Annotated in this window: 13 protein-coding genes; 8 read left to right on the top strand and 5 right to left on the bottom strand. The window is 36.3% G+C overall.

Annotated elements, in window-relative coordinates:
• Nucleotides 1-3 precede the first annotated feature (3 nt).
• From gyrB to dnaA, 5 genes are all read right to left on the bottom strand, one after another.
• Nucleotides 4-1,938: a DNA topoisomerase (ATP-hydrolyzing) subunit B gene (gene gyrB / locus MKY49_RS22750; RefSeq protein WP_274795109.1), complete on the bottom strand. Its 1,935-nt coding sequence runs from the start codon at nt 1,936-1,938 to the stop codon at nt 4-6.
• A 92-nt stretch (nt 1,939-2,030) separates the two neighbouring features.
• Nucleotides 2,031-3,146 carry a DNA replication/repair protein RecF gene (gene recF / locus MKY49_RS22745; RefSeq protein WP_274795108.1) on the bottom strand — a complete coding sequence of 372 codons (1,116 nt, stop codon included), beginning with the start codon at nt 3,144-3,146 and terminating at the stop codon, nt 2,031-2,033.
• 3 nt (nt 3,147-3,149) lie between these two features.
• A complete protein-coding gene (gene yaaA / locus MKY49_RS22740; protein WP_274795107.1) occupies nt 3,150-3,374 on the bottom strand; it encodes a S4 domain-containing protein YaaA in 225 nt (74 codons plus the stop codon).
• A 112-nt stretch (nt 3,375-3,486) separates the two neighbouring features.
• Entirely contained in the window at nt 3,487-4,623 is a 1,137-nt protein-coding gene (gene dnaN / locus MKY49_RS22735) for a DNA polymerase III subunit beta (protein ID WP_274795106.1), read from the bottom strand.
• 170 nt (nt 4,624-4,793) lie between these two features.
• Nucleotides 4,794-6,188 carry a chromosomal replication initiator protein DnaA gene (gene dnaA / locus MKY49_RS22730; protein ID WP_396631744.1) on the bottom strand — a complete coding sequence of 465 codons (1,395 nt, stop codon included), beginning with the start codon at nt 6,186-6,188 and terminating at the stop codon, nt 4,794-4,796.
• Between the two features lie 557 nt (nt 6,189-6,745).
• Between dnaA and rpmH the strand changes: the two genes are divergently transcribed.
• From rpmH to noc, 8 genes are all read left to right on the top strand, one after another.
• Entirely contained in the window at nt 6,746-6,880 is a 135-nt protein-coding gene (gene rpmH, locus MKY49_RS22725; RefSeq protein ID WP_004233310.1) for a 50S ribosomal protein L34, read from the top strand.
• A gap of 100 nt (nt 6,881-6,980) precedes the next feature.
• Nucleotides 6,981-7,325, top strand: coding sequence for a ribonuclease P protein component (rnpA, locus tag MKY49_RS22720; RefSeq protein ID WP_274795104.1), 345 nt, complete (start codon nt 6,981-6,983; stop codon nt 7,323-7,325).
• Nucleotides 7,326-7,686: 361 nt separating this feature from the next.
• Entirely contained in the window at nt 7,687-8,457 is a 771-nt protein-coding gene (yidC, locus tag MKY49_RS22715) for a membrane protein insertase YidC (protein WP_274795103.1), read from the top strand.
• Nucleotides 8,454-9,257 carry an RNA-binding cell elongation regulator Jag/EloR gene (gene jag, locus MKY49_RS22710; protein ID WP_274795102.1) on the top strand — a complete coding sequence of 268 codons (804 nt, stop codon included), beginning with the start codon at nt 8,454-8,456 and terminating at the stop codon, nt 9,255-9,257. The genes yidC and jag overlap by 4 nt, the downstream gene beginning before the upstream one ends.
• A 251-nt stretch (nt 9,258-9,508) precedes the next feature.
• The gene (gene mnmE, locus MKY49_RS22705) at nt 9,509-10,894 is read left to right on the top strand and encodes a tRNA uridine-5-carboxymethylaminomethyl(34) synthesis GTPase MnmE (protein ID WP_274795101.1); all 1,386 of its coding nucleotides are present in this window, start codon (nt 9,509-9,511) and stop codon (nt 10,892-10,894) included.
• Between the two features lie 28 nt (nt 10,895-10,922).
• A complete protein-coding gene (gene mnmG / locus MKY49_RS22700; RefSeq protein WP_274795100.1) occupies nt 10,923-12,815 on the top strand; it encodes a tRNA uridine-5-carboxymethylaminomethyl(34) synthesis enzyme MnmG in 1,893 nt (630 codons plus the stop codon).
• A 109-nt stretch (nt 12,816-12,924) separates the two neighbouring features.
• A complete protein-coding gene (rsmG, locus tag MKY49_RS22695; protein WP_274795099.1) occupies nt 12,925-13,641 on the top strand; it encodes a 16S rRNA (guanine(527)-N(7))-methyltransferase RsmG in 717 nt (238 codons plus the stop codon).
• A gap of 179 nt (nt 13,642-13,820) precedes the next feature.
• Nucleotides 13,821-14,720: a nucleoid occlusion protein gene (noc, locus tag MKY49_RS22690; protein ID WP_341387115.1), complete on the top strand. Its 900-nt coding sequence runs from the start codon at nt 13,821-13,823 to the stop codon at nt 14,718-14,720.
• The last annotated feature ends 134 nt before the right edge of the window (nt 14,721-14,854 follow it).

Raw genomic sequence — 14,854 nt, 5'->3', positions numbered from 1 at the left:
AAACTAAATATCTAAATTAGCGTATACGGCATTTTCCTCGATAAATTGACGACGAGGTTCAACTTCATCGCCCATTAAACGTTCAAATGCTTGGTTTGCTTTAATTGCATCATCTAATTCTACTTGTAATAATGTGCGGTGCTCTGGATCCATTGTTGTTTCCCAAAGTTGTTCAGCATTCATTTCACCAAGACCTTTATATCGTTGTACATTTGGTTTTGGCATTTTAGGTAGACGCTCTAAAATTTCCTTTAACGTTTCCTCATCATAGCAGTATTCAACATGCTTACCTTGTTTAACTTGATAAAGTGGTGGCTGCGCAATATAAATATAGCCTGCTTCCACAAGAGGCCGAAGGAAACGGAAGAAGAAAGTTAAAAGTAATGTACGGATATGTGCTCCGTCAACATCGGCGTCAGTCATGATAATGATTTTATGATAACGCGCCTTTTCTAAATTGAACTCTTCTCCAATACCTGTACCAAAAGCTGTGATCATTGCACGGATTTCTGCATTCGATAGAATTTTATCTAGTCGGGCTTTTTCAACATTGAGAATTTTACCACGTAGAGGCAAAATTGCTTGGAAGTGACGATCACGTCCTGATTTAGCAGATCCTCCGGCAGAATCACCCTCAACAATATAGATTTCACATTCAGCTGGATTTGTTGAAGAACAGTCAGCTAATTTACCTGGTAAGCTTGAAACCTCCAGTGCATTTTTACGACGAGTAAACTCACGAGCTTTTTTAGCCGCTACACGTGCACGTGCTGCCATTAAACCTTTTTCGACAATTTTACGAGCTACTGTCGGATTTTCTAACATAAAACGTTCAAAGCCATCTGAGAATAATGAATTGGTAATTTGACTTACTTCAGAATTCCCTAACTTTGTTTTCGTTTGTCCTTCAAATTGAGGATCGGGATGTTTTACAGAGACAATAGCTGTTAATCCTTCACGTACATCCTCACCTGTAAGATTTGCATCAGATTCTTTTAGTAATCCGCTTTTGCGTGCATAATCATTAATAACACGTGTAAGTGCTGTTTTAAAACCAGACTCGTGAGTACCACCTTCATACGTATTAATGTTATTAGCAAATGAAAAGATATTAGAGGAGAATCCAGCATTATATTGCATAGCAATTTCTACTGTGATTCCATCCTTTTCGCCAAGAACATCAATTGGATCATGAATAGGCTCTTTTGATTGGTTTAAATGTTCTACATAGGAACGAATACCACCTTCATAGTGGTATGTAGTTGAACGTTCTTGATCTTCACGTTCATCAGCAATGGTAATCTTAATGCCACGATTTAAATAAGCTAACTCTCGAATACGATGAGCTAAAATGTCAAATTCATAAACAGTTGTTTCTTTAAAGATTTCTGGATCAGCTTTAAAACGTGTTGTTGTACCATTGTGATCTGTATCACCAATAATCGTTAATTCTTGAACTGTCTTTCCTCGTTCGAATTTAATTTCATGGATATGACCTTCACGGTGAACCTGAACAATTGTTTCCACAGAGAGTGCATTCACCACTGATGCCCCAACTCCGTGAAGACCACCAGAAACTTTATAGCCTCCACCGCCGAATTTACCACCAGCATGTAAAACTGTCATAATAACTTCGACAGCTGGCTTACCCATTTTTTCTTGAATACTTACTGGAATCCCACGTCCATTATCTTCTACGCGAATCCAGTTATCTTTTTCAATTGTTACACTTATATCTGTACAAAATCCTGCAAGAGCTTCATCGATACTATTATCAACAATTTCCCATACTAAATGGTGAAGCCCTTTAGAGCTTGTAGAACCGATATACATCCCTGGTCTTTTACGTACTGCCTCTAAACCTTCTAATACCTGGATCTGATCAGCCTCATAAGCTTGGTTTTGTAAACCTTCGTTCTCTATAGCCACGGCTTTCATCTACTCCTTCATAACATCATTGTGTGTAAATGAATGAACAGTCAACCGAGCTGACTATTACCATTCTTTTGTAATCTAAAAAACTACCCTGGCTAACTTTTATCAATCGCTCCTTGTTTCACGTGGAACAGTTGAGCTTGTTCCATCGTTTCATGATGAATTCCATCTACACTTGTAGTTGTAACAAAGGTCTGGACTTCACCTTGAATGGTATTTAATAAATGCGATTGACGATAATCATCGAGTTCCGACAAAACATCATCTAAAAGTAGTATGGGTGTTTCATTTGTTTCTTGTTTAATTAATTCAATTTCAGCAAGCTTTAAAGATAACGCTGTAGTACGTTGTTGTCCTTGTGAGCCATAAGTTTGAACATCATAGCCATTTACTAAAAACTGCAAATCATCACGATGTGGGCCAACTAATGTGACACCCCTGTCAAATTCACGTTCTCTCGCTTCAATCAATTTTTGATGTAAAGTATTTTCAATTTCGCTAGTAGAGTGTTCTTTTTCAATACCAGCTACCGTACGATATTTTATAACCAATGTTTCCTTACCTTGCGATATACCTGCGTGTATAGGTTCCGCCCACTCCTGCAACAAATCCATAAATTGAAATCTTTTACGAATAATTTGGGTAGCTGCGTGAATATATTGTTCATTGTAGACCTCATACATCACATCATTTGATAAGGACTTGCCCTGGTTCATCTTTAAGAAATGGTTTCGTTGTTTTAAAACTTTTTGAAAGGTTAATAAATCATGTAAGTAGACAGGCGAAATTTGCCCAATCTCCATATCAATAAAACGTCGACGTATTTGCGGACTCCCCTTTACCACGTTTAAATCTTCTGGCGCAAACATAACGACGTTCATTTGACCAATATAATGACTGAGGCGACTTTGCTCTATATGATTTATCTTGCCCTTTTTACCTTTCTTTGTAATCGTAAGTTCGATCGGTAAAATACCATGCCTTTTTTTTACGGCCCCTTCTATTTTACCATAGTCTGAATCCCAACGTATTAATTCTTTATCGTTCGTAGTTCGATGGGATTTAGCCATTGCTAAAACATAGATGGACTCCATAACGTTTGTTTTTCCTTGTGCATTTTCACCAATGAAAACATTAATTTTCGGAGAAAAGTCTAAAGCTAAGGCATCATAATTACGGTAATTTGTAAGTTTTATTTGCTCAATATACATAATTTACTGTCCAGTTGGTCCTACGATTTGAAAACGACCACAGCCAGGAATATTTACCACGTCACCGTCACGTAATTTTCGACCTCGACGATCGTCTACTTCTCCATTAACATATACAGCATTTTCTTGTAAAAACCACTTGGCCATTCCACCTGAACTAATGGCATCAGTAATTTTTAATAGCTGCCCTAACGTGATGAACTCCTCATCAATTTTAATGTCCTGCATAGTGTGTTCCCCTCCGAATACAGACTGTCTATCTCTCTATCATACCTAAAATTACGCCATAAGTAAAAAAAGATAGTCACAATTAGCGACTATCTTAACGGATCTTATAATCTTAGTAAGTTCTTACAGGTAAAATTAATTGTAAAATAGCATCATCATGAACAGAACGTAAAATAAATGGTCTCATTGCCCCAGTAAATTGAATGACCACATCTTGACCATCAATTGCTTTTAATGCTTCCATCATGTATTTAGCACTGAAGGAAATTTTCAAACTTTCCCCTTCTAACGCTTCAACAGGAATTTCTTCTTGCACCTTACCAATTTCAGGTGAATTAGAAGAAACTTCAACTGCTTGATTATCTAAAATTTCAAAACGAACAACATTGTTACGATCACCTCTTGCCACAAGTGAAGCACGGTCAATAGCTTGCAACAAGGATTTCCCATTAATTGTTACATTCGTTTGATATTCTTCAGGAATTAAACGTGTTGTATCTGGATAATTCCCTTCCAGTAAGCGAGAGAAGAATAATACATCGCCAGTTTTAAATAATACTTGCTGACTTGTAATAACGATTTGCACTAAATTTGTAGAATCTTCAAGTACTTTATTTAATTCATTCAAACTTTTTCCTGGGATCACTACGCTATGTTCAACTTTCGGTAAATTTTCCAGTTGGACTTTACGTCTTGCTAAACGATGACTATCTGTTGCAACACAGATTAAAGTTTCATTTTTAATCTGCCAGTTTACACCTGTCAACACTGGTCTACTTTCTGAAGTGGCAACAGCAAACACTGTTTCACGAATAATTGTTTTTAATAGATCAGCAGGAATAGTAAATTTTTGATCTTCCGTTAATTCTGGTAGTAAAGGATATTCTGCAGCATCAGATCCAATTAAATGGAATTCAGATTTTCCTGAGCGAATATGTGTTTGAAAACCTGGTGTTACTTGAATTTCAACATCATTTGTTGGTAATTTACGTACAATTTCATTAAACATACGTGCTTGTACAACAATAGATCCGGTTTCTGCAATGTGAATAATTTGTTGTCCATCTTCTTCAACTGGAATAAAAGTTTGGATTGTAATATCTGCATCACTACCTGTTAAGCGGATGCCTTCTTCTGTTACATCAATTTTAATCCCAGTTAAAATTGGAATAGTTGTTTTAGAACTTACGGCTTTCATGACATCATTTAAACCCTCTAATAAACGGTCACGTAAAATATCAAATTTCATTCGTTTTCCCTCACATATTTATATTATTTATTTATATAAAATAAAAAAGATATAGTAATAGGCTCTGTGGATTTGTGGATAAGTATAGTTTTATGAATAAAATCAGTCTATCCACATGTAGATAGACTGTGTATAAGTTTGTGTTTAAATAGTTGGATTGTCCACAGCAATTACTTCCCTAGCATGCTACGAATTTGTTTAACATCTTGTTGAAGTTGAACGTCATTTTTCAACATAGAAGATATTTTTTCGTGTGCATGGATGACAGTCGTATGGTCACGGCCACCAAACTCTTCGCCAATTTTCGGCAGCGAAAAATCTGTTAATTCGCGTGATAAATACATAGCAATTTGACGTGGAAAGGCAATTAATTTAGTACGTTTTTTAGCAGCAAAATCTTCTAAACGTATATTAAAATGCTCTCCTACAGCATTCTGAATGTCTAATATTGTCACAGTCCGTGGCTTTGAGTTAGGGATAATGTCCTTTAGAGCCTCGGCTGCCAATGTTGCCGTAATATCTTTGTTTACCAGTGAAGAATAGGCGACGACGCGAATAAGCGCACCTTCAAGCTCCCTAATATTGGAGTCAATCTGGTTCGCAATATAAAGCATTACTTCATTTGGAACCTCTAGACCATCTGCTTTTGCCTTTTTACGCAAGATAGCAATACGAGTTTCCAAATCAGGTGGCGCAATATCAGTTATTAGCCCCCATTCAAAACGTGAACGTAGCCGATCTTCCAATGTAGGAATCTCTTTCGGAGGTCGATCACTTGATATAACAATTTGCTTTGATTCTTCATGTAAAGTATTAAAAGTGTGGAAAAATTCTTCTTGAGTTGATTCTTTTCCAGCTAGGAATTGAATATCATCAATTAGCAGTACATCCACGTTGCGGTATTTATTGCGAAAATCAAGTGCTTTATTATCACGAATTGAGTTAATAAATTCATTTGTAAATTTCTCAGATGATAGGTAGACTACCTTCGCATTAGGATTATGCTCTAAAACATAATGGCCAATTGCATGCATTAAGTGTGTCTTACCAAGCCCTACTCCCCCATAAATAAAGAATGGATTATAAGCTTTCGCAGGGGCTTCAGCGACTGCTAGCGAGGCAGCATGTGCAAAGCGGTTACCAGAGCCAATAACAAACGTATCAAAAGTATATTTCGGGTTTAACATACCTGGTGAAATATCATGGTGATCGTTATTTTTTGCTTGGATAATCGGCGCCGGCAAATCGAAATCGTCCGAATCCTGGTTTTTTTGAACAACAAATTTAATAAGCAAGTCTTCGCCTGTAAGCTCCGTTAATATACCTGTAATCAAATGAATATAATGATTCTCAAGCCAGTCTCGAGCAAACGAATTTGGCGCAGCAATCGTTACAGTAGAGCCACTACCATTGTAAGATAGTAGTTTTGTAGACTTAAGCCACGTTTCGAAGCTTGGTTTAGAAATTTTTTGTTCAACTTGAGCCAGGACATTATTCCATAGTTCTTCTAAATGTTCCAAGCTGCTAATCTCCTTTACAGTGTTCAATACATAAAAAAATCGCATTTATAGAAATGGTAAATACGTTCATTTTACAACTCGTCCACATAATCACAAGTTGTGGATAAAAGTTAACCAAAGGCTGTGATAAAAATTATCCACAGCATATTAACAGTTGTGGATAATTAAAATGTTCGTTTCAGTTTTCAACAAAGTGAAGCACAGTAATCGTATCAGAAAAACAAAGCTATTTCAATAGTTTATGAAACTTATCCACATAGCTTGTAGTTATGCACTTCAGAGTTGTCCACAAGCACTGCTTATGTGAAAAAGCTGTAGATAATTGTTGTGGAAAAAAATAATGCAAAAAATACTATACACAACTCTGTGTAAAAAAAACAAGTACTCTGTGGATAAATATTTTATGTTCATGGGAAATAATTAATCGTTATTTATGAGAATACAAATGTTAACTAAATAGAAATTGAGATGAATAAAAAAATAAGTAGAGTGGATGACTAAAAGAAATTTATGAAATACATTGACAAAATAACTAGATACTTTATATAATATTCGAGTCTGTATGTTGAAAAATTCAACTCATTCAGGAGGTGTCTATATAAATGAAACGTACTTACCAACCAAAAAAACGTAAGCACAGCAAAGTTCACGGTTTCCGCGCACGTATGAGCACGAAAAACGGACGCAAAGTTCTTGCTGCTCGTCGTCGTAAAGGAAGAAAAGTTTTATCAGCATAAAATAAGTCCACTGAGCCACATCAGTGGTCTTTTTTTTCTTTATTTTTGGTAAACCTAGAAATGAGGATCAAAAGATATTATCTAATAGCAGGTGAAAGAAATGAAAAAACGCCAAAGAGTGAAAAAAAATGATGACTTTCAAAAGGTGTTTAAAAAAGGTAAATCTTTCGCTAATCGTCAGTTTGTCGTTTATTTTTTAGCAAAAGAGGGGCAAACCGAATTTCGTGTAGGTTTATCAGTTAGTAAAAAGCTTGGGAATGCGGTAACACGCAACCAAATAAAACGCTATATTCGACAAAGTATTCAGGAATTAAAGAATGATTTAAAGCCGAATATGGATTATGTTATTATCGCCAGACAACCGGCGGCCACTATGGATTTTCATGAAGTGAAACAGAGTTTGCAGCATGTACTACGAATCGCAAAGGTTATGAAGAAAGTGTAATGTATGCAAGCAAGTGGTGAAAAATGTCTGTCCTGTTAATAGTAGTGTACAGCGAATTTGCATACGATAATAAGTAAGGGGAATATACGCATAGGGGTATATGAAATACTGTATTTCACTAAAAGTATGTAAATTTCGCAACATAACTTATGAATAAATTTATGTAGTTAGAATATTTAGTAGAGTGAACGTTATAGGCGTGATAAAATAACTGATAACTTTATCTTTATTGAGGACGTCCAAAACGCTGACAGAATTTAGGTAAAGTAGCCGGCAGATCTTGTGGTAGGAAACTGTCTGTGAATGAAAAAATGCATATAGAATTAAGAAAAAGTGAATAGTAATTGTAGGGGGAAGAAGGTTGAAAAAACAACATTGGGTAATTTTGTCACTAGTATCAGTAGCCTTACTACTTTCTGGTTGTACAGAATTCAATGAACCAATTTCCAAAGACAGCACAGGCTTCTGGAATGAATTCATTGTTTGGCCGTTGGTATCAGCGATAAAATACTTTGCTGATCTGCTCGGTACGTATGCATGGGGGATTATTGCCGTAACAATTATTATTCGTTTAGCAATTTTACCTTTAATGATTAAACAAACAAAGAGCTCTAAAAAGATGCAAGAAATTCAGCCAAAATTGAAGGAATTGCAAAAGAAGTATGCTTCTAAGGATGCTCAGACACAGCAACAATATCAGCAAGAAATGATGAAGCTAATGAGTGAATCTGGAGTAAACCCACTTGCTGGATGTTTACCAGTAATCATTCAAATGCCAATTTTAATTGGTTTCTATCATGCAATTAGTCGTATGAATGCTACATCTACATTTGATTTAGGGAATTTCTTTATCTTCCCGTTAGCAGATCCTGCACCTGCATTAGCAATTACGGCAGGTTTAATGCAATTTATCGTATTGCGTACAGGACCAGCAATGGATAATCCTCAAATGAAAATTATGATGTATATTATGCCATTCATGATCATTGCTTTTGGTATGGCCTTACCAGCTGCATTATCACTATATTGGGTAATCGGGAATATTATTTCGATTTTCCAAAACCTGTTTATTTATAAACCTTGGAATAAAGATAAAACACAACCTGCTCAAAATGGAGGGGCTAAAAAGTGAAACAACTTACGCAAATAGGCGCAACAACACAAGAAGCGATCTCATTGGCGTTACAGAAACTTGGCAAAACCCGTGAACAAGTAGATGTTGAAGTTTTACAAGAAGGTAAAAAAGGATTTTTAGGTTTTGGTGCACGTTCTGCAGAGGTACGTGTAACTATAAAGGAAGTTCAGGTTCCGACAATTGAAAACGAAAAAGCCGAACCGCAAAATACGACACAATTAGACGAACCACTGGCAGTAGATAATGTTGAAACAATAAGTTCACAAGTTTCTGAACAACCAAGTGAAATCGAAGCTGTTCAACAAGTCGTTAAAGAACAAAATGAAGAAGTAGATTCAGCAAATCCAATTGAAGATGCAAAAGCGTATTTAGTAAGCATTGCTGAACAACTGGATATTCATGATCTTGATATTGCTACGACTCGTGAAGGGAAATATGTATTATTTCAATTAAAAAGTGAGAAGGCGGCACTGCTTATCGGGAAACGAGGTCAAACACTAAATTCCTTACAGCAATTAACGCAACTAATATTAAATAAAAGTGCTAAGCAATTTTTAATGGTGAAATTAGATGTAGAAAACTATCGCGAACGTAGACAAGTAGCATTAGAATTATTGGCAGATCGAATGGCGGATAAAGCATTACGCTTAAATCAACGTGTGGCATTTGAACCAATGCCGTCTTACGAACGAAAGATAATTCATAATCAATTAGCAAATCGTCTAGATCTTGAAACGTATTCAGAAGGCACAGAACCTAATCGTTATTTAGTAATTGAACCAGTAAAAAACCGTTAGACTGTTGCTCAAAAATCATACAGACAATATATTTTGAAAGGTCATTTTATCTGCGTGATAAAATGACCTTTTTAATGTGACAGAGAATATCGATATTTGTCGAAAATAAGATTAACTATAAAAATGATTTTATCCACATTTGGAAATGATCCTTACTTTAGATTTTGCAGAAAATATGTTAGTCTAAGGTGTTAGTAAGTATTGGTCGGTTTTGATTATCCACATGTGGATAACGTTGAGGAGGTCATTAAATGGAGTTCGATACAATTGCTGCGATATCCACACCAATGGGTGAAGGTGCCATAGCCATCGTTCGTTTAAGTGGGGACGAGGCAGTAACGATTGCAGATAAAATATTCAAATCACCCGGTGGAAAAAGTTTAACTACGAAAGATTCGCACACCATTCATTATGGGCATTTAGTTGATCCTAAAACAAATGAGGTAGTAGAGGAAGTTATGCTATCGCTGATGCGTGGACCTAAAACATTCACGCGTGAGGATGTTGTAGAAATAAACTGTCATGGTGGACTAGTTTCAGTCAATCGCGTATTAAAACTTGCCTTAACAAATGGAGCAAGATTAGCTGAGCCAGGTGAATTCACAAAACGAGCTTTTTTAAATGGACGTATAGATCTTTCACAGGCTGAAGCTGTTATGGATTTGATAAGAGCAAAAACAGATCGTGCGATGAATGTTGCTTTGGGCCAAATGGATGGGAAATTGTCGAGACTTATTGGTGATTTACGCCAAGCTTTACTAGAGACATTAGCACAGGTAGAGGTTAATATAGATTATCCGGAGTATGATGATGTAGAAGAAATGACGGTCCCTGTATTAGTAGAGAAATGTACATGGGTAAGAAATGAAATTATTAAACTTCTACAAACATCTTCTCAAGGAAAGATTTTGCGCGAGGGATTATCAACTGTTATTTTAGGTCGTCCGAATGTAGGGAAATCTTCGCTTTTAAATAGCTTAGTACAAGAAAATAAGGCCATAGTGACAGATATCGCAGGTACGACTCGTGATATTATAGAAGAGTACGTCAATGTACGTGGTGTTCCACTTCGTTTAGTGGATACAGCAGGTATCCGGGAAACAGAGGATATTGTTGAACGAATTGGTGTAGAACGCTCTCGTGAAGCTCTTCGTGGAGCAGATTTAATTTTATTTGTATTAAACTATGCAGATGAATTGACTGCAGAGGATGAGCGACTTTTCGAAACAATTGATTCGATGGATTACATCGTCATTGTTAATAAAACAGATCTACCGCAAAAAATAGATTTAGCACGTGTTAAAGAATTAGCTGGTGACCACCGTATTGTCACGACTTCTCTGTTACAGGAGGAGGGCATTACTGAATTAGAGGAAGCCATTGCAGCATTATTCTTTGAAGGACAAATCGAAGCGGGCGATTTAACATATGTTTCAAATGCAAGACATATTGCTCTTCTGCACCAAGCACAAGCAACAGTAGAAGATGCAATAGCAGCTGCACAGGAGGGTGTACCAGTAGATATGGTACAAATTGATGTAACAAGAACATGGGAAATACTTGGTGAAATTATTGGTGACACAGTACAAGAAAGCCTAATTAATCAGTTATTTTCACAGTTCTGCTTAGGAAAATAAATTTATAAAGGGAAAGGAAGATACGAGCATGCCAACAAAATATGAGGCAGGCACGTATGATGTTATTGTAATTGGCGCAGGTCACGCAGGTTCAGAAGCTGCTCATGCTGCGGCTAAAATGGGCGCAAACACATTAATGCTAACAATCAATTTAGATATGATTGCATTTATGCCGTGTAATCCATCTATCGGTGGCCCTGCCAAAGGAATCGTCGTACGTGAAATTGACGCTTTAGGTGGCGTCATGGGGAAAGTTATTGATAAAACACATATACAAATGAGAATGTTAAATACAGGGAAAGGTCCAGCAGTACGTGCATTGCGCGCACAAGCAGACAAAGTTTTATACCAACAAGAGATGAAACGTGTGTTGGAGGAAACTGAAAACCTAACAATCCATCAAGGAATGGTTGAAGAGTTAATTATTGAAGATGGAGAAGTGAAAGGGGTCATTACACAAATTGGAGCAGTCTATCGTGCTAAAACAGTAGTGGTGACAACAGGTACTTTCTTACGCGGTGAAATTATTATCGGTGATATGAAATACTCAAGCGGTCCTAATAATCAACAACCTTCGATCCGTTTAGCTGATAATTTAAAAGAGCTTGGTTTTGATTTAGTTCGTTTTAAAACAGGTACACCACCACGTGTAAATAACCGTACAATTGATTATGACAAAACAGAGATTCAACCAGGAGATGATGTTCCACGTGCATTTAGTTTTGAAACAACTGAATTCATTATGGATCAACTTCCTTGCTGGTTAACATATACAAGTCCTGAAACACATGAAATTATTGAAGCGAATTTACATCTTTCACCGATGTATTCAGGGATGATCAAAGGGACAGGTCCACGTTATTGTCCGTCGATTGAAGATAAAGTTGTGCGCTTTAATGATAAGCCACGACATCAAATATTCTTGGAGCCAGAAGGTCGTAACACGCGTGAGGTCTATGTTCAAGGTTTATCAACAAGTTTACCAGAGCATGTTCAAACACGTTTACTAAAATCTATCCCTGGCTTAGAAAATGCGGAAATGATGCGTGCTGGTTATGCAATTGAATATGATTCAATAGTGCCAACACAATTATGGCCAACATTAGAAACAAAACGTATTAAAGGCTTATATACAGCTGGGCAAATTAACGGTACATCTGGTTATGAAGAAGCAGCCGCACAAGGCTTAATGGCAGGAATGAATGCTGCTGCGAATGTCCTTGGTAAAGAAGAGTTAATTTTAAGTCGCTCTGATGCCTATATTGGCGTTTTGATCGATGACCTGGTAACAAAAGGGACAAATGAGCCGTATCGTTTATTAACATCTCGTGCAGAATATCGTCTATTGTTACGCCACGATAACGCAGATTTACGTTTAATCGAGCTTGCATATAACATGGGCATGATTCCACAAGAAAGATATAATAAATTCAATGAGAAAAAAGAGCTGATTGAAAAGGAAATTGCACGTCTTCGTGAAGTCATTATTAAACCAAATGAGACAACGCAATCTGTTATTCGTTCAGTTGGTGGTAGTGAATTAAAAGATGGTATTCGTGGCGCAGATTTATTAAAACGTCCTGAAATGCATTATGAGTTAATATCTTCTTTAATTCCGGCAGAAATTGAATTGTCAGATGAAGTGAAAGAGCAAATTGAAATACAGCTTAAATATGAAGGCTATATCGAAAAGGCATTGCAACAGGTAGAGAAGCTACACAAAATGGAAAATAAAAAAATCCCTGAGAATATTGATTACGATGCTATTTCTGGTTTAGCAACAGAAGCACGTCAAAAATTAAAACAGGTTTTACCTCTTTCTATTGCCCAAGCCTCTCGTATTTCTGGAGTTAATCCAGCAGATATATCCATTCTGCTTGTTTACATTGAACAAGGTAAAATTGCGAAAGTAAGCAGCTAATAAGACAGTAAAGTAAATAAGGGGCGGGCATACCATTGTGCCCGCTTCCTATTTTTAAAGTTATCCTATTGGTAGAACAGGATAGCTAGATTAATAAAGGAGACTTTACATGAACGAACAACAATTTATAGAGGCACTGAAAGAGAAAGGCATTGTACTTTCAGATAAGCAGATCTCTCAATTTAAAAAGTACTTTGAGCTACTTGTCGAGTGGAATGAAAAGATGAATTTAACGGCTATTACAGATGTAGAAGGCGTTTATTTAAAGCATTTCTTTGATTCAATTAGTGCCTCTTTCTATTTTGATTTTTCCAAAGTAACCACTGTTTGTGATGTTGGAGCAGGTGCAGGTTTCCCTAGTATACCTATTAAAATCTGTTTCCCACATTTACACGTCACAATTGTCGACTCTTTAAATAAAAGAATTACATTTTTAAATCATCTAAGTGATGAGTTACAATTAGAAAATATGCATTTTGTACACGCACGAGCTGAAGAGTTTGGTCAAAATGTAAAATATCGTGAACAATTTGATGTGGTAACAGCACGCGCTGTAGCTCGGTTATCAGTGTTATCGGAGTTATGCGTACCTTTAGCAAAACAAGATGGATATTTTGTTGCTTTAAAAGCTGCAGCTGGGGCAGAAGAATTAAAGGATGCTAAAAAAGCTTTAACAACATTAGGTGTTAAACTAAGAGAAGAATTTTCTTTCAAGCTACCTATTGAAGAAAGTGACCGCATTTTATATATATTTGATAAAATAAAAGGAACACCGAAAAAATACCCGCGTAAGCCAGGTGTACCAAATAAAACACCGATTCAATAATTAGTGTTTCATGTGAAACTACTCAAAGTAGAAAATATTTTTTCTATTTTGAGCATACATACTAGTTATGGATGGTTCACGCAAAAGACATCTATGAACTATATACATTTGGAGAAATATAATAAATAATAATAGAATGACACAGAGCAAGATAGTTACTTAAAGGTGGTGCCACTTGGATGAAAAGTCCTTTTTCACGTTTTTTTGGAGGCGGGAGTAAAACGGAGCCTATTGTGAAAAATGAAGTAGAACAAGCAGAGGCGGTTCATGCAGCGGAAGAAGTCATAAAGTTGCCTATTAATCAAATTGTACCTAACCGTTTTCAGCCACGTACTATTTTTGATGATGAAAAAATTGAGGAATTATCAAGAACCATTCATACACATGGTGTGATTCAGCCAATTGTTGTACGTAAAACATCAGAAAATCAATATGAAATCATTGCCGGTGAGCGTCGTTATCGGGCGATGAAAAAGCTACAATGGACAGAGGTCCCTGCTATTGTACGTAATTTAACTGATAAGGAAACAGCTTCTATTGCGTTAATAGAGAACTTACAGCGTGAAGAGTTAACTGCAATTGAAGAAGCGGTAGCCTATCAAAAATTATTAGAGCTTCATGAGCTTACACAGGAAGCACTTGCCCAACGACTTGGAAAAGGACAATCCACTGTAGCCAATAAATTACGTTTATTAAGGTTGCCGGAAGAAGTGCAGCAAGCCATTTTGAAGCGCCAAATATCTGAACGACATGCACGTGCATTAATCGCAGTAAAAGATCAACCATTACAATTAGAAATTTTACAACAAACGATTGATAATGATTGGAACGTTCGTCAATTAGAGGAACAAATTCAGATAATATTAAATCCAGTAACAGACGAGCAGGAAGAATCGGCACCAAAGAAAGCAAAGCCAAAGAGAAAAGCTATAAGTAAAGATGTACGCATTGCTTTAAATACGATTAAACAATCGTTAACAATGGTAACAAAAAGCGGTATTACGGTGAAAACAGAAGAAGAAGATACAGAAGAATATTATCAAATTACAGTGAAGATACCTAAAAAGAAAAAGGTGTAATAAATTATTCTAAAAAAGTAATTTAGAGCTTTATCGAACACTGTACAGAGGAGATATCTCAGAAAGATAAATGAGATATCTCCTTTTTTGTATATATTCTTAATATTTTATACAACTCTCTTCAATTTTTTTGA

Origin of the sequence: Lysinibacillus sp. FSL M8-0134, assembly GCF_038069745.1 — a bacterium.
In the GTDB taxonomy this organism is placed as follows: Bacteria; Bacillota; Bacilli; order Bacillales_A; family Planococcaceae; genus Lysinibacillus; species Lysinibacillus irui.
Note: the sequence above shows the minus strand (reverse complement) of the source record. Positions and strands in the feature narration are given on the sequence as shown.

Coding starts and splice junctions, on each gene's coding strand:
- dnaA (WP_396631744.1), bottom strand. CDS start 6,188: ATGCGATTTTTTTATGTATTGAACACTGTAAAGGAGATTAGCAGCTTG.
- gyrB (WP_274795109.1), bottom strand. CDS start 1,938: ATGAAAGCCGTGGCTATAGAGAACGAAGGTTTACAAAACCAAGCTTAT.
- dnaN (WP_274795106.1), bottom strand. CDS start 4,623: ATGAAATTTGATATTTTACGTGACCGTTTATTAGAGGGTTTAAATGAT.
- mnmG (WP_274795100.1), top strand. CDS start 10,923: ATGCCAACAAAATATGAGGCAGGCACGTATGATGTTATTGTAATTGGC.
- yaaA (WP_274795107.1), bottom strand. CDS start 3,374: ATGCAGGACATTAAAATTGATGAGGAGTTCATCACGTTAGGGCAGCTA.
- noc (WP_341387115.1), top strand. CDS start 13,821: ATGAAAAGTCCTTTTTCACGTTTTTTTGGAGGCGGGAGTAAAACGGAG.
- rnpA (WP_274795104.1), top strand. CDS start 6,981: ATGAAAAAACGCCAAAGAGTGAAAAAAAATGATGACTTTCAAAAGGTG.
- mnmE (WP_274795101.1), top strand. CDS start 9,509: ATGGAGTTCGATACAATTGCTGCGATATCCACACCAATGGGTGAAGGT.
- rpmH (WP_004233310.1), top strand. CDS start 6,746: ATGAAACGTACTTACCAACCAAAAAAACGTAAGCACAGCAAAGTTCAC.
- rsmG (WP_274795099.1), top strand. CDS start 12,925: ATGAACGAACAACAATTTATAGAGGCACTGAAAGAGAAAGGCATTGTA.
- recF (WP_274795108.1), bottom strand. CDS start 3,146: ATGTATATTGAGCAAATAAAACTTACAAATTACCGTAATTATGATGCC.